At 69.1% G+C, this 23513-nt stretch carries 24 protein-coding genes and 2 tRNA genes; 13 read left to right on the forward strand and 13 right to left on the reverse strand.

Features of this window, described 5'->3' with window-relative positions:
* Positions 1-11: 11 nt before the first annotated feature.
* Positions 12-572, reverse strand: a complete 561-nt coding sequence (locus ACFQ9K_RS06810; protein ID WP_378723018.1) for a hypothetical protein — start codon at positions 570-572, stop codon at positions 12-14.
* 29 nt (positions 573-601) lie between these two features.
* The gene (locus tag ACFQ9K_RS06815) at positions 602-970 is read right to left on the reverse strand and encodes a DUF4189 domain-containing protein (protein WP_378723017.1); all 369 of its coding nucleotides are present in this window, start codon (positions 968-970) and stop codon (positions 602-604) included.
* A gap of 173 nt (positions 971-1143) precedes the next feature.
* Between ACFQ9K_RS06815 and ACFQ9K_RS06820 the strand changes: the two genes are divergently transcribed.
* Positions 1144-1767 (forward strand): TIGR03085 family metal-binding protein, encoded by a 624-nt coding sequence (locus tag ACFQ9K_RS06820; protein WP_378723015.1) that lies wholly within the window; start codon positions 1144-1146, stop codon positions 1765-1767.
* Positions 1768-1968: 201 nt separating this feature from the next.
* Here ACFQ9K_RS06820 and ACFQ9K_RS06825 read toward each other — a convergent pair whose 3' ends face one another.
* On the reverse strand, positions 1969-2217 hold the full coding sequence (locus ACFQ9K_RS06825; protein ID WP_378723013.1) for a hypothetical protein: 249 nt from the start codon (positions 2215-2217) through the stop codon (positions 1969-1971).
* Here ACFQ9K_RS06825 and ACFQ9K_RS06830 point away from each other — a divergent pair.
* Positions 2192-4555, forward strand: a complete 2364-nt coding sequence (locus ACFQ9K_RS06830; RefSeq protein ID WP_378723012.1) for a DNA translocase FtsK — start codon at positions 2192-2194, stop codon at positions 4553-4555. The two genes, ACFQ9K_RS06825 and ACFQ9K_RS06830, sit on opposite strands and share 26 nt — an antisense overlap.
* 37 nt (positions 4556-4592) lie before the next feature.
* On the opposite strand, the gene ACFQ9K_RS06835 is transcribed toward ACFQ9K_RS06830, so the two are convergent.
* Positions 4593-5162, reverse strand: a complete 570-nt coding sequence (locus ACFQ9K_RS06835) for a CGNR zinc finger domain-containing protein (RefSeq protein ID WP_378723011.1) — start codon at positions 5160-5162, stop codon at positions 4593-4595.
* A 118-nt stretch (positions 5163-5280) separates the two neighbouring features.
* On the opposite strand from ACFQ9K_RS06835, the gene ACFQ9K_RS06840 reads away from it, so the two are divergent.
* The 3 genes from ACFQ9K_RS06840 (at position 5281) to ACFQ9K_RS06850 (ending at position 8626) form a co-directional block, all read left to right on the forward strand.
* Complete coding sequence (locus tag ACFQ9K_RS06840; RefSeq protein WP_378723010.1) at positions 5281-5769, forward strand: YkgB family protein; 489 nt, start codon at positions 5281-5283, stop codon at positions 5767-5769.
* A gap of 107 nt (positions 5770-5876) precedes the next feature.
* Positions 5877-6728 (forward strand): alpha/beta fold hydrolase, encoded by an 852-nt coding sequence (locus ACFQ9K_RS06845; RefSeq protein ID WP_378723009.1) that lies wholly within the window; start codon positions 5877-5879, stop codon positions 6726-6728.
* Positions 6729-7030: 302 nt separating this feature from the next.
* Positions 7031-8626, forward strand: a complete 1596-nt coding sequence (locus tag ACFQ9K_RS06850) for an ABC-F family ATP-binding cassette domain-containing protein (protein ID WP_378723008.1) — start codon at positions 7031-7033, stop codon at positions 8624-8626.
* A 41-nt stretch (positions 8627-8667) separates the two neighbouring features.
* Here ACFQ9K_RS06850 and ACFQ9K_RS06855 read toward each other — a convergent pair whose 3' ends face one another.
* Together ACFQ9K_RS06855 and ACFQ9K_RS06860 are read right to left on the reverse strand one after the other, a co-directional pair.
* Positions 8668-9702, reverse strand: a complete 1035-nt coding sequence (locus ACFQ9K_RS06855) for an alpha/beta fold hydrolase (protein ID WP_378723007.1) — start codon at positions 9700-9702, stop codon at positions 8668-8670.
* A gap of 141 nt (positions 9703-9843) precedes the next feature.
* On the reverse strand, positions 9844-12558 hold the full coding sequence (locus ACFQ9K_RS06860; RefSeq protein WP_378723005.1) for an AAA family ATPase: 2715 nt from the start codon (positions 12556-12558) through the stop codon (positions 9844-9846).
* Between the two features lie 132 nt (positions 12559-12690).
* On the opposite strand from ACFQ9K_RS06860, the gene ACFQ9K_RS06865 reads away from it, so the two are divergent.
* Positions 12691-12978 (forward strand): hypothetical protein, encoded by a 288-nt coding sequence (locus ACFQ9K_RS06865; protein WP_378723004.1) that lies wholly within the window; start codon positions 12691-12693, stop codon positions 12976-12978.
* A gap of 260 nt (positions 12979-13238) precedes the next feature.
* Positions 13239-14024: a hypothetical protein gene (locus tag ACFQ9K_RS06870; RefSeq protein ID WP_378723002.1), complete on the forward strand. Its 786-nt coding sequence runs from the start codon at positions 13239-13241 to the stop codon at positions 14022-14024.
* Between the two features lie 562 nt (positions 14025-14586).
* On the opposite strand, the gene ACFQ9K_RS06875 is transcribed toward ACFQ9K_RS06870, so the two are convergent.
* From ACFQ9K_RS06875 to ACFQ9K_RS06890, 4 genes are all read right to left on the reverse strand, one after another.
* Positions 14587-14660, reverse strand: a tRNA-Leu gene (locus tag ACFQ9K_RS06875).
* Between the two features lie 10 nt (positions 14661-14670).
* Positions 14671-14742 (reverse strand) — tRNA-Arg (locus tag ACFQ9K_RS06880).
* Positions 14743-15013: 271 nt separating this feature from the next.
* Complete coding sequence (locus tag ACFQ9K_RS06885; RefSeq protein ID WP_378723000.1) at positions 15014-15640, reverse strand: hypothetical protein; 627 nt, start codon at positions 15638-15640, stop codon at positions 15014-15016.
* Positions 15641-15676: 36 nt separating this feature from the next.
* Positions 15677-16513 carry a class I SAM-dependent methyltransferase gene (locus ACFQ9K_RS06890; RefSeq protein ID WP_378722999.1) on the reverse strand — a complete coding sequence of 279 codons (837 nt, stop codon included), beginning with the start codon at positions 16511-16513 and terminating at the stop codon, positions 15677-15679.
* A gap of 133 nt (positions 16514-16646) precedes the next feature.
* On the opposite strand from ACFQ9K_RS06890, the gene ACFQ9K_RS06895 reads away from it, so the two are divergent.
* Entirely contained in the window at positions 16647-17630 is a 984-nt protein-coding gene (locus ACFQ9K_RS06895) for a TerC family protein (RefSeq protein WP_378722997.1), read from the forward strand.
* A 15-nt stretch (positions 17631-17645) separates the two neighbouring features.
* Here ACFQ9K_RS06895 and ACFQ9K_RS06900 read toward each other — a convergent pair whose 3' ends face one another.
* The 3 genes from ACFQ9K_RS06900 to ACFQ9K_RS06910 form a co-directional block, all read right to left on the reverse strand.
* On the reverse strand, positions 17646-18173 hold the full coding sequence (locus ACFQ9K_RS06900; protein ID WP_378722996.1) for a hypothetical protein: 528 nt from the start codon (positions 18171-18173) through the stop codon (positions 17646-17648).
* A gap of 159 nt (positions 18174-18332) precedes the next feature.
* A complete protein-coding gene (locus tag ACFQ9K_RS06905; RefSeq protein ID WP_378722995.1) occupies positions 18333-18617 on the reverse strand; it encodes a YciI family protein in 285 nt (94 codons plus the stop codon).
* Positions 18618-18634: 17 nt separating this feature from the next.
* The gene (locus ACFQ9K_RS06910) at positions 18635-19243 is read right to left on the reverse strand and encodes an amino-acid N-acetyltransferase (protein WP_378722994.1); all 609 of its coding nucleotides are present in this window, start codon (positions 19241-19243) and stop codon (positions 18635-18637) included.
* 143 nt (positions 19244-19386) lie between these two features.
* On the opposite strand from ACFQ9K_RS06910, the gene pgsA reads away from it, so the two are divergent.
* From pgsA to ACFQ9K_RS06935, 5 genes are all read left to right on the forward strand, one after another.
* Positions 19387-20046 (forward strand): CDP-diacylglycerol--glycerol-3-phosphate 3-phosphatidyltransferase, encoded by a 660-nt coding sequence (gene pgsA, locus ACFQ9K_RS06915; protein WP_378722992.1) that lies wholly within the window; start codon positions 19387-19389, stop codon positions 20044-20046.
* A complete protein-coding gene (locus ACFQ9K_RS06920; protein ID WP_378722991.1) occupies positions 20043-20591 on the forward strand; it encodes a CinA family protein in 549 nt (182 codons plus the stop codon). Before pgsA ends, ACFQ9K_RS06920 begins: the two co-directional genes overlap by 4 nt.
* A gap of 115 nt (positions 20592-20706) precedes the next feature.
* Positions 20707-21189: a helix-turn-helix domain-containing protein gene (locus ACFQ9K_RS06925; RefSeq protein ID WP_378722990.1), complete on the forward strand. Its 483-nt coding sequence runs from the start codon at positions 20707-20709 to the stop codon at positions 21187-21189.
* A 200-nt stretch (positions 21190-21389) separates the two neighbouring features.
* Positions 21390-22220 (forward strand): PspA/IM30 family protein, encoded by an 831-nt coding sequence (locus tag ACFQ9K_RS06930; protein WP_150405798.1) that lies wholly within the window; start codon positions 21390-21392, stop codon positions 22218-22220.
* A 136-nt stretch (positions 22221-22356) separates the two neighbouring features.
* On the forward strand, positions 22357-23232 hold the full coding sequence (locus ACFQ9K_RS06935) for a hypothetical protein (protein ID WP_378726525.1): 876 nt from the start codon (positions 22357-22359) through the stop codon (positions 23230-23232).
* Positions 23233-23513 lie beyond the last annotated feature (281 nt).

Consider the following 23513-nt stretch of genomic DNA (forward strand, 5'->3'; position numbering starts at 1 on the left):
TCAGTCCCTGGTCATTCCTCGCATGCCGCGGACTCGATCTTCGCGCTCTTGACGATGTTGCAGGCGAAGGTGTGGTCCACCTTCCACTCGCCGCCCTCGGAGACGAACGAGACGAACGCGCCGTCGACCGGGCTGCCGTTGATGGTCACCTTGGCGTCGGCCTTCAGCTTGCCGTCGGCCGGGTCGTTCACCTTGGTGATCTCGACCTTGACGCCCTGCTTCTTGGCGGCGTCGACCAGGTTCGCGACCAGGTAGGGGTCCTGCTCGGCGGCCTGGATCCAGCTGATCTTCTCCTTGTTCGGCACGTTCGGATCGAATGCCTTGCTCAGGCGATCGTTCAGCTGCTGTGTCGAAGGCTTGGCCAGGGCCGGCGAGGACGGGGTGGTCGGCGCGGAGCCGGTTTCCTTCTCGCCCTTGTCGCTTCCGCCCTGGAGTTCGCCGGGCTTGGTGTCGGCGTTGGCGGTGGTGCTCGGCGACGAGGACTCCTTGTCGCCGGAGGCGCAGGCGGTGAGCGTGCACGCGGCGGCGGCCAGCACGACGGCCACGGCGGTCCGGAAAGTGCGGTGTTTCACGATGTTTCCCCTGAATCGATTCGCGGACATCAGCCGTGGTTGGACGTGCAGTTCCAGTGCACGATGTAGGCGTCGGAGGAGTTGTTCACCCGCGCCTTGCTCTGCGCGCCGCTGCGCGACGCGGCGTAACCCCAGCTGTAGTCGCCGGTCCGGCTCGAATAGGCCACCGCCCCACAGCCGTTGGCGAACCAGACCACCGTCTCGCAATCGCTCGCGCCGCAGCTGCGGACCGCCCGCGCCTGCGCGGAGCTCGAATCGGGGTAATCGTAGGAGTACCCGATCAGTCCGGTGGAGGTGGACAGTGCGATCGCGCCGTAGTTGTAAGCCTTGGCTTGCGCGGCAGGCGCGCTGATAGCCAGCGCGCAACCCGCGGCGGCCACGACGGCTGCACCAGTCATAAACTTCTTCACAGGGAATTTGCCCTTCTTGTATTTAGGTCCACGACCCGATGGACCGAGTGACAAGGTACATAGCGAACCCTCATTGCGCTACCCAAGAATTCGGGGGTTCTGCGTTTCGCCGTCCGTGACGCCGGGGCGAGGACGCCCGACCTGGTCGGTATGTTCGAAGGGTGAGCATCGCGCAGCGGGAACGTCAGAAGCTCGTCGAGACCATGACCGCGGTCGGGCCGGAGGCGCCCACCCTGTGTGGCACCTGGACGGTGCGAGACCTCGCCGCGCACTTGGTGGTTCGGGAGCGCCGCCCCGACGCCGCGCCGGGCATCCTGCTGAAGCCGTTCGCCGGGTATCTCGACCGCGTGCAGGCCACAGCGGCGAGCCGGCCGTTCCCCGAGCTGCTGGAACTGGTCCGGACCGGGCCGCCGTGGTGGTCGCCGCTGCGCCCGGTCGACGCGATCGCGAATCTGACCGAGATGTTCGTGCACCACGAGGACGTGCGGCGCGGCAGCCCCGGCTGGGAGCCGCGGGCGCTCGCGCAGGCGGACGAGGACAGGTACTGGCAGCTGGTCCGGCGAATGGCGCGGCGGTCCTACCGGAAAGCGCCGGTGCGGGTCGTGCTGGAGACGCTGGACGAGCGGCGCGCGGTCGTCCGGTCGAAGCCGGGCGAGGAAGTGGTGCTGACCGGGGCGCCGTCGGAGCTGCTGCTGCATTCGTTCGGCCGCAATGAGGTCCGGATCGAGACCACCGGTACCCCGGAGGCCGTGCAGGCGGTGCTGGCGCTGGATCGCTCCGTCTGATCGTTCGTCCCGCGTGCGCGCCGGCCGATCGGACGGTTCGCTGGACGACGTCGCGGGCTCGGCAGGTCGGCTTCGACACGCGGGATCGGCCGCTGGGGGCCTGCGCAGTCGGATCAGCGGCGACCTGGGCATCTGCACAGTTAGGCACTGATGAGACCTGCGATACCAGTGTTGCGGATGGTCTGGAAGGGGCGGTTGCGGCTAGCCTGGGTCCATGGCAGGTAAGTCCCGCAGCACCACGACTACTCGGGCGCGGGCGGGATCGGCGCGGGGACGGACCACGGCGGCTCGGTCCCGTTCGGCAACGCCCCGCACCACGACGACCCCGCGGGCGCGCCGCCCACCCGCGCACAGGCCGGTTCGGCGCGCGTCGAACACCGCGCCGCTGGCCGTGTTGAGCCGCGGCATCAGCAGCGGCTGGAACATGCTCGCGCGGGGGCTCGGTGCCACCACCCGGACGCTGAGCAAGGCGGGGGAGATCGAGCACGGCCATCGTCGCGACGGCATCGCGCTGGCCCTGATCGCGTTGAGCGCGGTGATCGCCGCCGCGGTCTGGCTGTCGGCGGGCGGTCCGGTGGGGCACTGGGTGGGCGAGGCCATCCGGGCCGTGTCCGGCTCGGCCTCGGCCGGACTGCCGTTCGTGGCCACCGGGATCGCGGTGATTCTGATGCGGACCGAGCCACGTCCGGAGATCCGGCCGCGCCTGGTGCTCGGTGGGCTGCTGGTCGGTCTGCCGGTGCTCGGGCTGTGGCACGTCATCGCCGGCGCGCCGACCGACCCGCACGGGCGTTCGCGCGCAGCGGGTTTCGTCGGCTTCGTGGTCGGCGGCCCGCTCACCAACGGGCTCACCGCCTGGCTCTCGGTGCCGATCCTGTTGCTGGCCATCGTCTTCGGCGTGCTGCTGCTCACCGGCACGACCGTGCGCGAGGTACCGGCCCGGCTGCGCGAGTACTTCGGCACCGGCAGCGGTGGCGACGAATACGGTGAGTACGAGGGCGAATACGGGTACGACCCGGCCAAGTACGACGCCGACGGGTTCCCGCTGCACTCGGCCAAGGCGAAGCGCCGCGGCCGCACGCCTGCGGAGAACTACCCGCCCGACGAGTTCGGCGATCCCGACGCGGTGACCGAGGTGCTCGGCGAGCCGCCGTTGCAGGACGCCAAACCGATCGCGACCGAAACCCCGGCCGCCAAGCCGAAACCGAAGAAGCAGCGCCCGGCCGTGAAGGTCGAGGACCAGACCCCGCCGCCGCCGAAGCAGCTCGAATTCGTCGCCGATCGCGAGGTCGAGGGCGACTACGTGCTGCCGCCGATGTCGTTGCTGACCGACGGCGACCCGCCCAAGAAGCGCAGCGCCGCCAACGAATCGATGATCGAGGCGATCACCGAGGTGCTGGTGCAGTTCAAGATCGACGCGGCGGTCACCGGTTTCGTGCGCGGCCCGACGGTCACCCGCTACGAGGTGGAACTCGGGCCCGGCGTGAAGGTCGAGAAGATCACCGCGCTCGCCCGCAACATCGCGTATGCCGTTGCCACGGAGAACGTTCGGCTGCTCGCGCCGATCCCGGGCAAGTCCGCCGTCGGCATCGAGGTGCCCAACTCCGATCGCGAACTGGTCCGCCTCGCCGACGTGCTCAAGGCGCCGTCCACCCGTAACGACCACCACCCGTTGGTGATCGGGCTCGGCAAGAACATCGAGGGCGACTACCTGGCCGCGAACCTGGCCAAGATGCCGCACCTGCTGGTGGCCGGCTCCACCGGCTCCGGTAAGTCGAGTTTCGTGAACTCGATGCTGGTTTCGCTGCTGCACCGGGCCACGCCGGACGAGGTCCGGATGATCCTGATCGACCCGAAGATGGTGGAACTCACCCCGTACGAGGGCATTCCGCACCTGATCACGCCCATCATCACCCAGCCGAAGAAGGCGGCCGCCGCGCTGGCCTGGCTGGTCGAGGAGATGGAGCAGCGCTATCAGGACATGCAGGCCAACAAGGTTCGCCACATCGACGACTTCAACAAGAAGGTCAAGTCCGGCGCGATCACCGCGCCGCTCGGCAGCGAACGGGTGTACCGGCCCTACCCGTACATCCTCGCCATCGTCGACGAGCTCGCCGACCTGATGATGACCGCGCCGCGCGACGTCGAGGACGCGATCGTGCGGATCACCCAGAAGGCCCGTGCCGCGGGCATTCACCTGGTGCTGGCCACCCAGCGACCCTCGGTCGACGTGGTCACCGGCCTGATCAAGACCAACGTGCCGTCCCGATTGGCCTTCGCCACTTCGTCGTTGACCGACTCGCGGGTCATCCTGGATCAGCCCGGCGCCGAGAAACTGATCGGCATGGGCGACGGCCTGTTCCTGCCCATGGGCGCGAACAAGCCGACCCGCCTGCAGGGCGCGTTCATCAGCGACGAGGAAATCCACGCCGTCGTCGACTTCGCCAAGAACCAGGCCGAGCCCGAGTACCAAGAGGGCGTCACCGCCGCGAAACAGGGCGAGAAGAAGGATGTCGACCCCGATATCGGCGACGACCTCGACGTGTTCATCCAAGCCGTCGAACTGGTGGTCACCTCCCAGTTCGGCTCCACCTCCATGCTGCAGCGCAAACTGCGCGTCGGCTTCGCCAAGGCAGGCCGCCTCATGGACCTGATGGAAACCCGCGGCGTAGTCGGCCCCAGCGAGGGCTCGAAGGCCCGCGACGTCCTCATCAAGCCCGACGAGCTGGACGGTCTGCTGTGGACCATCCGCGGCGGTGGCGAGGAGCCCCCGCCGGACGAGTCGGCGTAGCGGTTCGCTCGGCGAATTCCGTACGGCGGCAATGCGTTCAGTCGGCCTGCTCGCCGGAGCGGACGCGCTCGCGCCAGGTGCGGTTCTTGGCTCGATTGCCGCAGTTGGTCATGTCGCACCAGCGGCGGGAGCGATTGCGTGAGGTGTCGAAGTAGACCCAGCGGCAGTCGGCCGCGGCGCAGGATTTGACCCTGGCCCAGTCGCCGGAGGCGCGGACGGTGAGGTAGGACTGCGCCACCGCGGCGACGGCGTGCCGCGCCGGATCCGCGGCGGAATCGGCGACCAGGTGTGGGCCCCGCTGATTGTCCCCGAGCTGCAGGATCACCGGCGCGGACGCCAAAACCGTTGCCGCACTCTGGATCACGTCGGTATCGGACTGCTGCCCGTTGTTGGCCGCGGCCAGCTCACGCATGCCCTCGCGCAGATTCCGCAGTGCCAGTAGCGCATCCGGCCCGACGGCGGGTCCGGCGCCGTCGGACCCGAGCCAGGAGGCCAGCCATCCCGGGGCGCGCTCGTCGGTCAGCACGTCGTCGCCGTCGGGGCAGTGCCGGGTGTTGATGAACGCCACCAGCCGATGCACGGCTTCGGGCTGACCTTCGATCGTCATGAGACCAGTGTAACCACTTGACCGGTCACGGTGTCGCGGGTCACAATGACCAGTGTTACGAGTTAGCCGGTCACTTTCACGGGGAATCCGGCGCTATCACCGAAACAGGGAGCACATCATGGCAACCATCACCCGTACCTCGACGTTCGATCGAGCCGCCGCGGTGCCGACGATCGGTGCCGCGCTGAGCCGTTACGGCTTGGCGCTGGTCATCGTCTGGATCGGCGCGATGAAGTTCTTCTCCTTCGAGGCTCAGGGGATCCAGCCGCTGGTGGCCAGCTCGCCACTGATGTCGTGGCTCTACCACCTGCTGAGCGTCGATGCCCTCTCGGCGGTCCTCGGCGTCGTGGAGATCGCGATCGGGCTGGCCATCGCCGCAGGGCGTTTCGCCCCGCGCGTCGCCCTGCTCGGCAGCGCCGGCGCGGTCGTCCTGTTTCTGACCACCCTGAGCTTCATGCTCAGCGCGCCCGGCGTCTGGCAACCCGGTTACGGTTTCCCGTTCCTCGGGTCGGGCGGCGGGTTCCTGATCAAGGACCTGGTGCTGCTCGGCGTTTCCGTCGCCACCGCGGGTGACGCCATCACCGCCATCCGCGCCCAGCGGCGCTGACGTACCGACTACGTCATGGTCGGCGTCAGGTGACAGATGTGGCGGCGGGACCGGCCGACGCACAGTGGAAGCCGTCAAGTCCACTGTTTCGCGGAAGGAACATCCACATGGCCGGCATCCGACGTCCCCATAACCGGCGCGCTGCCCGGGCGATCGCGGCGATCACCGCCGCGGTGGCCGCGGGCAGCCTCGCCGTCGCCTGCACCGCGAGCACGACGCGTGCCGAGCCGACCGAGGACGCGCCGAAGCCCACCGTCGTGCTGGTGCACGGCGCGTTCGCGGACGGGTCGAGCTGGAACGACGTCATCGACAAGCTCCGCAAGGATCGGTATCCCGTGGTCGCGGCGGCCAATCCGCTGCGCGGCCCGGTCGCCGACGCCGCCACGCTGCGGGGATTGATCAGTCATATCAACGGACCCGTCGTGCTGGTCGGGCACTCCTACGGCGGCTCGGTCATCAGCACCGCCGCCGCAGGCAGCGATCAGGTGCGGGCCTTGGTGTACGTCGCGGCGTTCCTGCCCGCACCCGGCGAGACCGCGCTCGAGCTGACCGGCAAGTTCCCCGGGAGCACCCTGCCCGGCACGCTCGACCCGGTCCCGTTCACCGGTCCGGACGGCAGCGCGGGCACCGATCTCTACATCCAGCAGGACAAGTTCCGCGCCCAATTCGCCGCCGACGTGCCCGCCGATCGTGCCGCGCTGGCGGCCGCGGCCCAGCGTCCGATCGCGCAGGCCGCGCTGGCGGAGAAGGCCATGGTCGCCGCCTGGACCGACAAGCCCAGCTGGGATGTGATCACCACCCAGGACCTCAACATCCCCGTCGCGGCGCAGCGATTCATGGCCGAGCGGGCCCGCGCGCACGTCACCGAGATCGCCGCGTCGCACTCGGTCGCCGTCGCGCATCCCGATGCCGTCGCGGACGTGATCGAGCAGGCCGCGCGCGCCACCGCCGCCCACTGAGCAGCGGTCCGCGGAGTTCGCCGGGGGCGGTCTACCTCGCCCCCGACGGGCCGAATGTTAGGGTGATCCGGTGATCATGGAGGAAGTCGACAGACTGTAGCCGCCCAGTCGGGGGCGGCGTCTCGATCGCACATTCCGCTCGGCGTCCCGTATCGGGGACGGTCCGAGGTCTTCGTGCCTGCGCCTGTTTCGCCTCCGTCTGCTTCCGCAACGTTCCGAAATCACCCGCGCCCATGGTCTTCGCGACCTCGGCGCGCAACGTGCGGCCCGCTCCTCAGCGAGCAGGAAAGAGTCGACCAACCATGTCCATATCCACGCAATCCGCGATCACCTTGCAGCAGTTGACCTTCGAATGGCCCGACGGCACCGTCGCGCTGTCCGGGGTCGACGGCACCCTCACCGCCGGGCGCACCGGCCTGGTCGGCCGCAACGGCGCGGGCAAATCGACGCTGCTGCGCCTGATCGCCGGAATCCTCACCCCCACCTCCGGACGCGTCGAGACCACCGGCGCGGTGGGTTATCTGCCGCAGACCCTCACCCTCGGCCGCGACGCCACCATCGCCCAATTGCTCGGCATCGCCGACACTCTCGCGGCGCTGCGGGCGATCGAGTCCGGCGACAGCGCGGAACGGCACTTCGAGACCGTCGGCGACGACTGGGACATCGAGGCCCGCGCCGACCAGGCCCTGGACGAAATCGGTTTCAGCGCAGCCGATCTGGATCGGAAGGTGGGGGAGATCTCCGGCGGCGAGGCGGTGCTCGTCGCGATCACCGGGCTGCGGGTACAGCGCACCCCGATCACCCTGCTCGACGAGCCGACCAACAACCTCGATCGCGAAACCCGTTCCCAGCTGGCCGAATTCGTCGACACCTGGCCCGGCACCCTGGTGGTGGTCAGCCACGACCTGGAACTGCTGGAGCGGATGGACGCCACCGCGGAGCTGCGCGGCGCCACCCTGGACGTGTTCGGCGGCCCCTACAGTGACTGGCGGCGGCACATCGAACAGGAACAGGCGGCGGCCGAGCAGGCGGCCCGCACCGCCGAGCAGGCGTTGAAAGTCGAGAAACGCCAACGCGTCGAGGCCGAGACCAAACTCGCCCGACGCGAACGGACGGGGCGCAACACCCAGCAGAACGGCGGCATCCCGCGAATCCTGGCGGGCAATCGGGCCAGCAGGGCGCAGGCTTCGGCCGGGGCCATGCGTACCACGCTGGACGCGAAAGTCGTTGCGGCTCAGGACGCGCTGGCCTCCGCGGCGGCGCGGGTGCGGCGCGAGGAACACATCCATCTCGAATTGCCGGACCCCGATGTGCCGCGCAGCCGCCGCATCGCGGAACTGCGCGACGGTGAGCGCGGCATCGTCATCCAGGGCCCGGAGCGGGTCGCCCTGATCGGCCGCAACGGCGCGGGAAAGACGACACTGATCGAGGACCTGATCCACGGTCGTGCCCCGGAACGCGGCACCCTGTACACCGACCGGGTGGGCTACCTCCCGCAACGCCTCGACGGCCTGGACGAGCGGGCCGGCGCGCTCGACAACGTGCACGCGGCCGCCCCCGCCACCCCGCCTGCCACCATCCGCAATCAGCTGGCCCGGCTACTGCTGCGCGGTGACAGCGTCGAGCGACCGGTCTCGACCTTGTCCGGCGGTGAGCGTTTCCGAGTGTCGTTGGCGCGCTTGCTGCTTGCCGATCCACCGGTGCAATTGCTGATCCTCGACGAGCCGACCAACAACCTCGACATCGCCAGCGTCGACCAGCTCGTCGACGCGCTGGCCGACTATCGCGGCGCGATGCTGGTGATCAGTCACGACTATCCGTTCCTGCGCCGGATCGGCGTCGACACCGTGCTCGAGCTCGAGTCCGGCGGCGGCCTCCGGCAACGCGCCTACCTGTAGCGCGGCGGCGGGGCCGGTGGTGCGTCACCGGCCCCGGCCGATCACCAGCGATCGGCGTCGATGATCGCCTGCGCGAACGGACGCGGCGCTTCCTGCGGCACGTTGTGCCCGATGCCGTCGAGCACGCGATGCTCGTATTTGCCGGAGTACTTGCCGCGGTACGGTTTTCCGTCCTTGGCCGCGCCGTCGAAATCGCTGCCGATGGTGATGGCGGGCACGGTGATGGCCGGCCCGGCGGCGAGTTGCTGCTCGTAGGCGTCGTATTGCGGCTCGCCGGGCGCCAGGCTCAACCGCCACCGGTAGTTGTGGATGACGATGTCGACGTGGTCGGGGTTGTCGAACGCGGCCGCGCTGCGGTCGTAGGTCGCGTCGTCGAAATGCCACTGCGGGGAGGCGCGCTGCCAGATCAGCTTGTTGAAATCGTGCCGGTTGCGGGCGTAGCCGAGGCGGCCGCGTTCGGTGGCGAAGTAATACTGGTACCACCAGCCGAGTTCGGCCTCCGGCGACAGCGGCTGCTGCTGTGCCGCCTGCTGGGTGACGATGTATCCACTCACCGCGACGATCGCCTTGCAGCGTTGCGGCCACAGGGTCGCGATGATGTCGACCGTCCGTGCGCCCCAGTCGAATCCGCCGAGGACGGCGCGGTCGATGTGCAGCGCGTCCATGAGGTCGACGATGTCGCGGGCGATCGCCGTCTGCTGCCCGTTGCGGACGGTCTCGGCGGACCGGAAGGTGGTCGGGCCGTAGCCGCGCAGGAACGGGACGATCACCCGGTACCCGGCGGCCGCCAGCAGCGGACCGACGTCGGCGTAGCTGTACGGGTCGTAGGGCCAGCCGTGCAGCAGGATCACGGGTTGTCCGGTGCCGGGACCGAATTCGGCGTACCCGACATTCAACGCTCCGGCGTCGATCTGCTTGATCGGGCCGAGCGTGGTGTTGGCGCCCGAGCCCGCCCGCGGGTCCGAGCCGGGCGCCGTGGTCGCGGGCGCGGTGGTGGAGTCGGTGGCGCAGGCGCCCAGCGCGGCCACTGCGCCGGCGGCCAGCGCGCCACCGAAGAATCGTCTGCTGATGTCCATCTGCGCTCCTGCTCTCGGTTCTCGGCGGATCCGCGGCGAGGTCCGTCACCGCTGGTACCGACGCTAGGGAGCGCACGGGATCCGCCGCGAGCGTCGGATGACGTAATCAGTGTCGGTCAGCGGCGCCGGGCGGCGCGTTGGCTACGAGTTCGTGTCGCCGAGGGCAGGCAGCAGCGCGGCCAGCTCGCCGCGCGCGCTGATGCCGAGCTTGGGGAAGATCCGGTGCAAATGGGTGCTGACCGTGCGATGCGACAGGTACAGCCGCTGCCCGATCTCCCGGTTGGTCAAGCCCTGCGCCGCCAGTTGCGCGATGCTCAGCTCGTGCGGGGTGAGCCGGTCGCGGGCGTCCGGTCTGCGGTCCGGGCTGGTCTCGCCGGCGCCGCGCAGTTCGACCCGGGCGCGTTCGCTCCATGCGGTGCCGCCGAGGGCGTCAAAAGTCTCTCTGGCCGTGCGCAAATGGGTCCGGGACTCGACTACCCGGCGCTGCCGGCGCAGCCATTCGCCGTAGGCCAGGTGCAGGCGGCCGCGCTCGGCCGGCCAGCGGCGCAGATCGGCCGACAGTGCGGCGGTGAACCGCTCGTCGGCCGCGTCGGTGGCGAAAACGGCTTGTGCGTAACGCATTCCGATGTGCAGCGCGGGTGAGGAGGTAGACGCGGCCGCCGGCTCCAGTTCGCGCACCAACTTCTGCATCGCGTCGGACTGTCCGGCGCGCACCGCCGCCTCGGCCTGCTCGGCGAGGAAATACCCGCGCAGGAACGGTGAATGGGCCGGATCGCGCGGATCGTGGATGCGGTTCAGGTCGGCGAACGCGTCGTCGAATCGGCCCTCGCCGAGGGCGATGAGTCCGCGGGTGAGCTGGACGGTGGCCAGCACCGGCCGCGCGCCCGAGGCCAGCCCGATCCGTTCCGCCTCCGCCGTCAGCGTCACCGCCTGCGGGTAATCCCCACGCAGCGCGGCGATTTCGGCCTGCACCGCGAGGGCGAGCCCGTGCATGAACGGCTGGCCGGTCTCCCGCGCGAAGTCGGCCGCCTCGGTCGCGACCGGTGCGGCGGCGGCGAGGTCACCGAGCCGGGCCAGGCTCCAGGCCTGCACCGTGAGCGCGCGGGGCAGCAGCCCCAGTTGCCCGGCGGCGCGCAGTCCCGGTGCGGCGGCGGTGGAGAAGTCGACGGCCAGGTCGAAGGCGCCGACCTGAAGGGACGCGCTGCCCAGGAAGCGGTCCACCTCCGGGTCGCGGCCGGTGGTCGAGACCAGTGCGCGGAGGTGGCGCAGGACCCGGTCGCCGCGCTCGAACGGAGCGACGTACGCCTGAATCGCGACCATGCGCGGGTCGTCGCCCGGAATCGGGAGCGCGTCGGCGACGGCGAGGAGGGCGCGGCGGGTGTCCGGTCCGGGTTCGACCCAGAAGCACCGCATGGCCGCGCCCCACAGGATGCGCAGGGCGGCGTCGGTGTGCCCGTCGGCCGCGACGGCGGTCGCGGACGCGGCCAGTTCGGCTATCCGCGAGGGGCTTTCGCGCATTCCGTCGTCGAACCCGCTGAGCAGCCGGCTGGCCGTGGCCGCGTGCCGCGGGGTCAGCGCGAGCGTGCGCGCGAGGCCGACCAGGCGTTCGGCGGAGTCGCGGCGGCCGGAGTCGACGGCCAGTTCGGCCGCGCGAAGCAGACGATCGGCACGCAGGTCGGGACGGGCGCTCAGCGCCGCCGCCCGTTCCAGTGCCGCGACCGCGCCCGCTCGGTGTCGTGCCTGTTCCGCGGTCGTTTCGAGTTCGGCCGCGAGTTCCTCGTCGGGGCCGACGGTGCCTGCCGCGCGATGCCAGACCCGGCGATCCGGCAGCGCGTCGAGTGCCTCGGCGAGGGCGCGGTGCGCCCGGCGGCGGTCGGCGGCGGGCGCCGTCGCCGCGAGCGCGGACCGCATCAGTGGGTGCCGGAAGGTCACTGTGCCGGTGCCGATTTCGATCAGCCGGGCCGCGGCGGCCGGCGCGAGGATCTCGGGCTCGACCGGGTGTCCCAGCAGAATGCCGGTGGCGGTGAGCGTTTCGGCCAGCGAGTCGCTGTCGTTGACCGCCGCGACCAGCAGCGCCGAGCGGCTACCCGCGGGCAGTGCGGCGGCGCGTGCGGTGAAGGCGCGTTCCAGTCGTTCGGTCAACGGCAATGCGTCGGCAGGCTCGGTGAGTTCCGCTGCCGCCATGGGCAATTCGAGCAGCGCCAGCGGGTTGCCCCGAGCCTCCGCGTGCACCTGCCGCCGGACCGCCGGGGGCAGGTCCGCCGCGGAGCGGTCGAGCAGCGCGGTCGCGTCGTCGTCGGACAACCCGTCCAGCCGCAGCGCGGTCAGTCCGGCGTCGCACAACGGTGAGGTGCCGCCGTCGCGCAGGGTGCCGAGCAGGACGAGCGGTTCGGACTCGATGCGGCGGGCGACGAAGGCGAGCGCGTCGGCGCTGGCCGGATCGAGCCAGTGCGCGTCCTCGGCGACGACCAGCAGCGGCCGATCGGCGGCCGCGTCGGTCAGCACGGTCAACGCGGCCAGGCCGACCAGATAGGGACTCGGGTCGCCCGCGGTGTCGGACATGCCTAAAGCGATGGTCAGCGCCTCGGCCTGGCGGGCAGGCAGGGCCTCGAAGCTCCGGCGCAGGGGGTAGACCAGCCGATGCAGTCCGGCGTACGGCAGATTGTGCTCGGCCTCGACGCCGGTGGCGCGCAGCACCCGCAGCCCCGCGACGGCCGCGGCCGCCACCGCCGCCTCCACCAGCGCCGACTTGCCGATGCCCGGCTCGCCCTCGATCAGGATTCCGCTCTGTTCGGCGGGCCCGTCCAGCAGCGCGGCCAGGGCCTTCAGCTCTGCGTCTCGTCCGACCAGCGGCATCGTGCGGCATCCCTTCTCCGGGTCCTCCGGCGATATCGCCGACCCGTCGCGACCCTATCCGACCCGCGAATACGTCAACCCAGCGTCATCCGACTGATTCGCCGACCACCCCCCGATGGCGAAGGTATTTCCATGGCTACCGTTCGTTTCCACCTCGCGTCCACGCCGACCCCCGCCGAGGCCGTGCGCGTGCTCACCGATTTCGGCCCCACCCGCCCCGAGCCGTGGCCGTCCATCGACGCCGACCATTTCGTCCTACACGGCCGCCGCGAGACCTGGGCCGAGATCACCGCCGCCGCATGGGAGCGATCCCGCCACCAGCGGGACCCGGCCAGCAGCAAACTCCTGCCCACATCGCTCCCCCTGATCGGACCACCCTCCCTACGCAAACCCCTGCACCACCCACTGAAGTCCGCCTGATGTCCCCACTCACCCGCCTGCTCCACTGGGCCGACCAACTCAGTGCGACAACACTTTCGACCATCCCGGCCGCACTATGGATCTGGTCGGAGACCGCACTCCTACACGGCCGCGGCCCCACCATCCGAGATCTACTCAACCACCCGTAAATCGCTGAGCCCGAGAAGATTCGACCCGCCAGCCTTTTCGGGGCTGGGCCAACCAGCGTGGAGCAGGAACAGAGCGACAGATCGCAGGGTTTACCTGCTATGAAGTAGCTCATGAGTACCCACGTCGAGGAGGTTGCCGTCGGCGACGGCAGTGGAGTGATCGACGTTCGAGGAGTTGGGCATCGCCTGGATCTGGCCGGTGGATGGAGTAGTCATGGGTTGCTGCGTATCGGCGGCGATGTCACCGATCTCGACACGTCCGCATACGAGGGCAGCGTCGGTCGGCTCGTCGCTCGTGTTCCCGCGCGGCCACCGCGGCCAGCGGCTTTGGCCGCTCTCCGGGAATTGACCACCGGCACCGCCACGGGTCTTCCACTGCGGGAGTCGTTGCAGCCGTTGCTGCAACTGCTGGCTCCGAGTCGCTACGAACTCCGTGGGCCAGAGCCATTGTGGCCGGATTATCCGGAAGCAGTGCAGAAGCAGTGGACCACGGTCTCGCGATTGGCGGTCGTATGCGCGGAGCCCGCCGAGCCCATCTGGTTCTATCCAGGGCCGGACGACTCCACCTACCTGGTTCCGACGGAGGGTTGGCCACCGGCCGATGACGCCGCCGTCGCCCACTATCGACAGCTGATCAATGACGGCGGGCGTCCGGCGGTGATCGCGCTCCGAACCCTCAGCAGATTTCCCATGAGCGGGTTCGTCATCGACGGCCACCACAAACTCCGCGCATACCTCGACCACGAAACCATCCCGACCGTAGTCTGGATCACCCGCCTCGACGCACCCGAAATGACTGCCGCCGAAATCCGCGACAGCTTCCCGGAACTGGTCGAAAACAATCAGTACTTCCGCACCTTGCTACAGGTCCTCGACGAAAACGAAAAGCATTCCTGAAGAGCGATCTCCGCTGCTCCTGCTCGACGTTCTTCGCCAGCTGTGCTGACCGCTTGAACTCGCGCAGGTTTCGGTATGCCGGGAGCGACAAGCCATTGCGCCGGGGAAGCACGCTGCCCCGGCGGCGGGAGGATATCGCGGCCTACTGCTTCAGTCCTGCTTTGTGCAATTCGAGCCGATTACTTGGTGCGGCAAGAGAACCCTCGCGGATTCGCATTTTCCGGTCAAACCGCTACCGCTGAGGATGAACGGACCCTTATGGGTTCCGTGCTTGGTCGGCGCGTCACCGGTGGCTTTGCAATTGGTGCGGATGATTATCTCGTCTCCCTGGAGCTGCCCGTCGTCGCACGAATACTTGGGCACTACTGCGGCGTAGGCCGTGGGCGCGACAGTCGCTGCGACTGCGGCGGTCACGACACACGCCGAGACAAAGGTGAAGAGGCGTGCGAAGGCATGGCGCATAGCGGTTCCCATCCGTCGAAGGTGGACCAGCTGATCCGGCTCACCCGTGTCCCCACGTATTCGGAGCTATGACGCTTCCGGATGGTGTAGGTGGTGTCGGTTCCCTCGGCGAGATTCGAACTCGCACCTCCCGGAATCTAGGTCCGGTGCCTCTACCGATTGGGCTACGAGGGATCGGGTTTCGTATCCGGGGGTGGAGTCGAACCACCGGCCTGCACCTTCGGACGGTGCCGCTCTTCCACTGAGCTACTCGGATGCGAACACGAAAAAGGGGTCACTCCTTGGCGTTTGCCGCGGAGTGACCCCTTTCTCGGGTCTATGGGTAGACACGATTCAGAGGCCGCTCCGTACGGTCAGCCGTCGATAGGCGACCGTCGATAGCACGGCATCGGCGCACGACTGCCAGGCACCACGGCGCGACATCTGTCGCCGCTGGGTACCGGTCATCGTCCTCGCCTTCCTGATCGTGTGGTTTGTTGGTACCGACGTTAACATCCGGAATTCCCGATGGGAACCGAATTTTCCACTCAGAAGGTTCGGTTGGACTCCCGTGAGATCTTGAACCCGGCCCCGGTGGTGTCGTTCGTGCAGGTCACTCCGCTTTCGGCGGAGTCACAGGTGAACGCCCCCACGGTGAGCATCCCACCGTACGGCAGCACCCGGCCGCCGCCGCGATCGCCGCCGTCGGTCGGCGCGCCGACGAACACGCCCTGGTTCAAGCAGAGCGCCTCGGAGCGCGTGCCGACGGTGAGCGCGCTCGCCTGCGGATGCTTGCTCCAGCAGTCCTTGACCTGCGCGGGCGCGGGGGAAGTCGGTCCCTGGCAACCGGCTTGGGCGTTGTCATCGATCGGCTGATCGAGGATCGCGCAGAGGAACGACCCGCTCGGCGACTGGAAGTAGTACCCCATCGCCTGCCGGTACTGGGCCGGATCGACCGGACCCGACACGGGGCCGCGGGTCGTGGTCGGCGCGGCCGAGGAGGTCGGCGCCGGGGTCGCCGACGCGACTGGAGAACTGCTGACGGGCGAACTCGGCGTCGCCGAGCCGGGGGTTGTCGGTGTGCCCGAACCCTTGTCGTCATTGCCACACCCGGCCAGCAACGCCAGCGCGACGGCGCAGGGCACCACAGCGATACGAGCTCCTCGGATTTGCATGAGGGGCATTCTGTACCGCGTCCGCGAGCCTGTCGGTCAGGACGCGCCGGGCTGTTTGCGCGCCTGCACCGTGAAGCTGAGCGGCAACCGCTCCGGGTGTTCGGTGAGGTGCCATTCGTCACCTTCGCCGCGCGTCATCTTCCCGGGCAACGCCTCCCACGGCACGGTTCGATGCTCGGTCAGCCCGGTGATCGACAGGCCGGCCCGCAGCAGCGCGGTCACCAGCTCGCCGAACCCGTGGTTCCACTCGTGGGTCGTGGTCTGGACGAAGTCGGCGTCGGTCTCGACGTAGGTGCCGCCGTCGGAAAACACCATCGGCTCCGGCGTTTCGAAGTACGGGTAGCCGACAACCAGTCGGTCCGTGTGGGTTTCGTCGATCGTGCACAGCATCGGATGGCCGTCCCGGATGAACAACTGTCCACCCGGTCGTAGCAGCCCGGCGACGGTCTGCGCCCAGCGGTCGATGCTCGGAAGCCAGCACAGCGCACCGATTCCGGTGTACACCAGATCGAATTGTGCTGCGCCGAGCGCTGATACCGCGTCGTAGACGCTCGATTCGACGAAATCGATCTGCGCCCCGGTCTTTTCGGCGAGCGACCGCGCCTGCGCCAGCGACGCGGGGGAGAAGTCGAGCCCGGTCATGGTCGCGCCGAGCCGGGCCAGCGAGAGGGTGTCGGTGCCGATGTGGCATTGCAGGTGCACCCCGCGCAACCCGTCGACCTCGCCGAGCAGCGGCAGATCGAACCGGACGACCTCGCTGAGAAAATCCGGTTCCGCGAGAAACCGGTGCACCGCGTAGTCGCGCGACGCGGCGTGCACGGGTGCGCGCTCGTCCCAGTTGGCCCGGTTGAGGCGGAGGTAGTCGTCGGTCACGGGGGTCACTCTGGCACGGACACCCCGGCGAGCGCATGTGAAATTATGGTCAGCAACCAATCCGCTAGCCGACTAGAACGGACAAATCGGGCATGATGGACGCCATGACCTTCGCTACCGATCGACGCACCGCATGCAGGTAACCGCTCTCGAATGGGTGATCACCTGCGTGGTGATCCTCGGCTTGTTCGTCTTCGACTTCTTCGCCCACGTGCGCACCCCGCACGAACCGACCTTCCGTGAGTCCGGATTCTGGTCTGCCGTCTACATCGGCCTCGCCCTGGCCTTCGGCGGTTTCGTCGCCTGGCGCTGGGGCTCGACGTTCGCGGGGGAGTACTACGCGGGCTTCGTCACCGAGAAGGCGCTCTCGGTGGACAACCTGTTCATCTTCCTCATCATCATGTCCACCTTCGCGGTGCCGCGGATGTATCAGCAGAAGGCGCTGCTGATCGGCATCGTGATCGCGCTGGTGATGCGCGGGGTGTTCATCGCCGTCGGCGCCGCCGCGATCAGCGCGTTCAGCTGGGTGTTCTATCTGTTCGGCCTGTTCCTGATCTACACCGCGATCAAGCTGATCACCGAGAGCGGCCACGAGGCCGAGCACGAGGAGAAGCGCGACAGCCGGGTCGTCGCGCTGGCCAAACGGATACTGCCGACCACCGACAGTTACGACGGCGACAAGCTGGTCACCCGGATCGACGGACGTCGCACGGTGACCCCGCTGCTGCTGGCGTTGCTGGCGATCGGCTTCGCCGACCTGTTGTTCGCCCTGGACTCGATCCCGGCGATCTACGGTCTGACGAGCGAGCCGTATCTGGTATTCACCGCAAACGCGTTCGCGCTCATGGGTTTACGGCAGTTGTACTTCCTGATCGGTGGACTCCTCGATCGACTGGTCTATCTGTCCTACGGCCTGTCCGCGATTCTCGCGTTCATCGGCGTGAAGCTGGTGCTGCACGCGTTGCACGAGAACACGCTGCCGTTCATCAACGGCGGCGAGCACGTCAGCGTGCCGGAAATCTCCACCGGGGTCTCGCTCAGTGTGATCATCGGCATCCTGGTCATCGCGACGGTCGCCAGCCTGCTGCGTACCCGCGCCCGCGCCCGGTCGAACTGAGCGGGGCGCAGACGTTCAGAACACCCGGTTGCTGTCCGGCGCGATCTCGAACCCGTGCCCGTCTTCATCATTGCTGCAGGTGACGCTGAAAGTGTCGGCGCGGCAGGTGAATCCGTGCGCGTGCAGCGTGGTTCCGGCGGGCAGCACCGGGCCGGCCTCCAGCCGCGGCCCGGTGTAGAAGCCCTGGTTCACGCAGAGGTACCCGGCCTCCTCGCCGACCGCCACGGCCGCGGCCGCCGGATCGGTGCTCCAGCATTTGCGCATGTGTGGCGGCGCGGGGCCGGTCGCGCCCTGGCAACCGGCGGTGCGCCGCGGCTGACCGGTCGGCTGGTCGAGGATGCCGCAGGTGATCTGCCGGTCCGGCGTCTGGAAGTAATAGCCGTCGGCGTTGCGATACAGCACCGGGTCGGCGACACCGGGCTGGATCAGCGGACGGGCCGACGAGGAGGTTGCTGGGTCCGATTTGTCTGGTACGCCCAGGTACGCGTACAGCAGGCCGGCGGTGGCGGCCGTCGACGCGAAAACCGCTACGGATGTGCGCATGGCCGCGAGTCTGCCGCTGTGGTAGGAGGTATGTCCGTATCGTGCGCGGTGTGTCGCCGGAAGTTAGCTGTCTTCGGCTAACTACCCGGCCTCGCCGCCTGATTCCCCGCAGGAAGAACCGGTAAAAGGGGAAGCAGGACGGGCGAGCGGAGCGCGGGTTCAGGACGCGAAAGCGCCCAGCACCGGCAGCCATTCGACGACGCGCACGTCATCGATCAGCCCCTCCCGCGCGAACGGGTCCGCCGCGAGCAACGCGTTCAGCGCGTCCGCGTCCGCGGCCTGGAACAGCAGCAGCGCGCCGGACCCGTCCGGGTACGGCCCGCTGGTCAGCAGGGCGCCCGCCGCGAGCTGATCGGCGAGCCAGCCGCGGTGCGCCGGGCGGTGAGTGTCCCGGCCCGCGACCGTGGCCGCGGAGTAGGTGTAGTGAACGGCGAAGATCGGCACGGGTGAATCGCTTCCTGTCAGAGAGTGAGCAGCATCCGAGTATTGCCGAGGGTGTTCGGCTTGACGTAGCTCAGGTCGAGGAACTCCGCGACGCCGGTGTCGTAGGACCGGCACATCTCCGCGTACACCTCGGCCGTCACCGGCGTCCCCTCGATCTCGGCGAAACCGTGCCGCGCGAAGAACTCCACCTCGAAGGTCAGCACGAACACCCGCCGCAACTCCAGCTCGCGGGCCACCGCGATCAGATGCTCCACCACGAGCCTGCCGACGCCACCGCCCTTGACATCCGGATGCACCGCGACCGTGCGCACCTCACCGAGATCGGCCCACAGCACGTGCAGCGCGCCGCAGCCGACCACCCGGCCGTCCAGCTCGGCCACCCAGAATTCCTGCACCGCCTCATAGAGCGTGACCAGGTTCTTTTCCAGCAGTATCCGGCCGGCGTAAACATCGACGAGGCGTTTGATCTCGGGCACGTCGGAGGTTCGCGCGCGTCGGACGACCACAGCGGTGCTCACGGGGGTGGCGGTCGACGCAGTCGACGGGGCGGGTGGACGCTGCGTGTTCAGAGGCACGCCGGGATGTGCGTCGCTGGTCGAGCCACCTAGTGGTCCCCGAGAGTTCATGGGGTGCAGAGTAGTCGGGTGGGTTACCGATAGGCTGAACGTGTGCCGCACATCCAGTCGTCCCGCTCCCCGCAGTGGGTCAGGCATGACGCGCGCCGGGCCGGCGCCGGTCATTGTCATGCCGTGTCGAGTCTGGAGTGTCCATGAGCGCCCAGCCGGAAGAGATCGAGCGGCGTTGGACCGGGGCCAGTCCCATCCGATCCGGCATTTCCGCGCCGCCCGCCGAACCGGTAGTGCCGCTGATGAATATCGCGAACATCCTGACCATGCTGCGGATCGCGCTGGTCCCGCTGTTCGTGGTCGCGCTGTTCGTCGACGGCGGGCACGACCCGGCCTGGCGGATCATCGCGGCCGCGCTGTTCGGCATCGCCGCGATCACCGATCGATTCGACGGGCAACTGGCGCGCAAATACGGCCTGGTCACCGACTTCGGCAAGCTCGCCGACCCGATCGCGGACAAGGCGCTGATCGGATCCGCGGTGATCGGGTTGTCCGTGCTCGGCGATCTGGCCTGGTGGATCACGCTGGTCATCTGCGGTCGCGAGATCGGCGTGACGCTGCTGCGGCTGGCCGTGGTGCGCCGCGGCGTGATTCCCGCCGGACGCGGCGGCAAGCTGAAGACCCTCGTGCAGTCCCTCGCGATCGCGGCGCTGCTGTTGCCGTTGGGCGGCTGGCTCGCGAGCGCGGGCATGTGGCTGATGTATGTGGCCGTCGCGCTGACCGTGCTCACCGGCCTCGACTACGTCGGCCAGGCGACGCGCGTGTGGTTCGCGGGCGGGCCGGGCCGAACGCGCGGCGCATGACCGCGACGTCGTCGGTCTCGGCCGATCCGCTGACCGCCGATGCGCCGGTCGCCGAGCTCGTGCACGCGCTGACCGCCGCCGGGCAGACCGTCGCGACCGCCGAATCCCTCACCGCCGGACTGCTGTCCGCGACCATCGCCGGTGTTCCGGGCGCCAGCGCCGTGCTGCGCGGCGGGCTCGTGGTGTACGCCACAGACCTCAAACACAGCCTGGCCGGCGTCAGCGACGAAGTACTGGAGACGGAAGGTCCGGTCGCCGCCAGCACCGCCGAGCAACTGGCGGTCGGCGCGCGAACGCATTGCGGGGCAGACTGGGGGGTGGCACTGACCGGTGTGGCCGGGCCCGACCCGCAGGACGGACATGCGGTCGGCACGGTTTTCCTCGGTCTGGCCGGTCCTGGGCACACCGAGGTGATGCGGTTGAAACTCGTCGGTGACCGATGGACGATCAGGATCAGTGCGGCGCACACCGCGGTGCGCGAATTGCTGCGCTGTGTACGACGGCCGGATCAACGTCCGGCCGGGCAGGACGGGCAAGGTGAGTGATTTGCGCCGGGCGGGAACCAACCGGCCCATGTCCGACGTTGTGCCAGAAAGAACGGCGTGCGTGGCACTCGTGAGTGCCGCGCGGGTCCCCTGACAGGGAGCGAAGGAGAACGAGATGACGCTGCTGCGAGAGGCCATCGGGGACAGTCTGCGGCGTGCTCGTCTCGCCCAGAGCCGGACCTTGCGCGAGGTATCCACCTCCGCGCGCGTGAGCCTGGGCTATCTCTCCGAGGTCGAGCGGGGCCGCAAAGAGGCCTCCAGTGAGTTATTGGCCGCCATCTGCGCGGCCCTGGACGTGCCGCTGTCCCGGGTGCTCTGGGACGTGAGCACGATCATGGCCGGCGCCGACGGCCTGCCCACGCGCACCCCGGCCGACGCGGCGGCCGCGCCGCTGCCGGTGGACGCGGAGGAGACCACCGTGCCCGCCGAGGCCGTGCCCGCCGCGGACGCACCCGCCGCCGTGCCCGCGCTCGCCCCCGCGAGCGCCAGCCTGTCGGTGGCCGGCGCGGCCGGTCGTCCGCTGCCGCTGGCCATGGACACCCGAATCGTCATTCCCGCACCCAAGGCCGACATGCTGGTCCTGGTGAAGGGCATGTGACGCCGAGCGACAGGTGGCCACCGCGGCAACGCTGCGGAGCGGCGCCCAAAGCGGATAGATTCTCACTAGGCGTCGGTTGGGCCGGGTACACCCGGCCCGGCGGCCGCATGGTGGAGGATAGGCACATATCGAGTGCGTGACGGTCGCGCACTGGAGCCGCGTCGAGGGCGCGGCACGTCAGATGGAGGCGGGATCAATCGATGGCTAATCCGTTCGTCAAGGCCTGGAAATACCTGATGGCCCTCTTCGATTCGAAGATCGAGGAGCATGCGGATCCGAAGGTCCAGATTCAGCAGGCTATCGAGGAAGCTCAGCGCCAGCATCAGGCCCTCTCGCAGCAGGCCGCGTCGGTCATCGGCAACCAGCGTCAGCTGGAGATGAAGCTGAACCGGCAGCTCGACGAAGTCGAGAAGCTCAACGCCAACGCGCGTCAGGCGGTCACGCTCGCCGATCAGGCCGCCAACGCGGGCGACACCGAGAAGGCGATCCAGTACACCAACGCCGCCGAGGCGTTCGCCGCGCAGCTGGTCACCGCCGAGCAGTCGGTCGAGGACCTGAAGGTGCTGCACGACCAGTCGCTGCAGGCCGCCACCCAGGCCAAGAAGGCGGTCGAGCAGAACGCGATGCTGCTGCAGCAGAAGGTCGCCGAGCGCACCAAGCTGCTCAGCCAGCTCGAGCAGGCCAAGATGCAGGAGCAGGTCTCCGCGTCGCTGCAGCAGATGGATTCGACGCTGTCCGCGCCGGGCACCACGCCGAGCCTGGACGCGGTGCGGGAGAAGATCGAGCGCCGCTACGCCAACGCGCTCGGTTCCGCCGAGCTCGCGCAGAACACCGTGCAGGGACGCATGCTGGAGGTGCAGCAGGCCAGCATCCAGATGGCCGGGCACAGCAAGCTGGAGCAGATCCGCGCGTCGATGCGCGGCGATCAGCTGCCCGCGGGCGGCGCGGCGCAGCCCGCCGTCAATCCCGCACCGGCCCAGGCCAATCCGGCGCAGCCGCAGATGAACAAGGGGCAGGCCGCGCAGCAGTAACGGCCGTAAGCTCGGCCAGGACTTTGTCGGTGGTGGATGGTTCACTGGCAGACACTGCACGGGTACCCGGTGGGCCGGCCGTCGGCCGCACCGGGACCGTGCTGGTCCGATCCGCGCTAGCAGTGGGAGAGATGGCATGACTCGGGATAAGTCGCTTCCGGGCCGCAGGCGCGACGCCGCGATCGTGCGGGCGCAGGCCGCGCTCGCGCCGCAACCGGGAAGCCTGCCCGACAGTTTGCGCGAGGCCGGCGAGCACGCCCTCGTCGCGGTGCGCCGCTGGGCCGATCCGCGCGAGCGGGAACTGCGCCGCAGGCGCCGGGTCCGCCGCCGCAGCTTCCAGCTCGGCACCGCCTCCGGCCTCACCACCGCGGGAGCCGTTGGGCTCGTGGTCATCTCGGCCCCCGCCTGGATCGTGGTGGTGCTCGGCGGCGGCGCGGTCGCGCTGGTCACCGGCACCGCACTCAGCGCCCGCCGCTACCTGAGATTGCGCGGCGCACCGCTGCCGCAGGCCACGTTCATTCCCCGCAAGCAACCACCGCTGTGGTCCCGGGCGCGCGGACCCATCGCCAGGCTGGTGCGTGCCGAACGGGCGCTGCACGGTCTCGGCGCGCAGATCGCCCGCGGTAACCGCCTGCCCGACGACGAACTCACCGACATGCTCGAGACCGCGGGCTCCGGTTCCGCCGCCCTGCACGCGCTCGCCGCCGACGTCACCGCGATGGAACAGGCGCTCGGCGCCATGGGCCGCGCCAAATCCCCTGCGGCGGAAGCCCTCACCGACAACCTCCAGTTCGCCCTCGGCCGGCTCGACACCGGCGTCATCGAGTACGAACAGGTGGTCGCCGCCGCGGGCCGCATCCTCGCCGTCCCGGAGAGTGCCGTCCTCCGCCACAATTTCGATGCCATCGTCGCCGACCTCCGGCACGCCGCCGACCGCCTCGACGGCTGGGCCCAGGCCCTCACCGAGGTAGCCGACCAGCAGATCCCGACCTCCCACCCCGGCCACTCCTGATCGTCGCCCGAACACGGTGCGGGCCACCTTCCTTCGATTTCAGCGGCGAAGGAAGGTGGCCTTTGGCCTGTCCGGCGGGAGGAGGGTGCCGGACAGGCAGTCACCGGTCGGTGGTGACGCCTCGGGTGGCCCGATTCGGGCGAGAAATGAGCCGGCGTAGTTTGCCGAGCGGGCGCACAAGAAGGGCCGCCGCAAGCACGAAAAGTGCTGCGGCTGTGAGCTTTACGATGTTCGGGGCGGCCGTTCGCCGCGCTGGCACGCCTCGGCGCTGCGGCGCTGGG

Source organism: Nocardia sp. NPDC056564 (genome assembly GCF_042793755.1).
In the GTDB taxonomy this organism is placed as follows: domain Bacteria; phylum Actinomycetota; class Actinomycetes; order Mycobacteriales; family Mycobacteriaceae; genus Nocardia.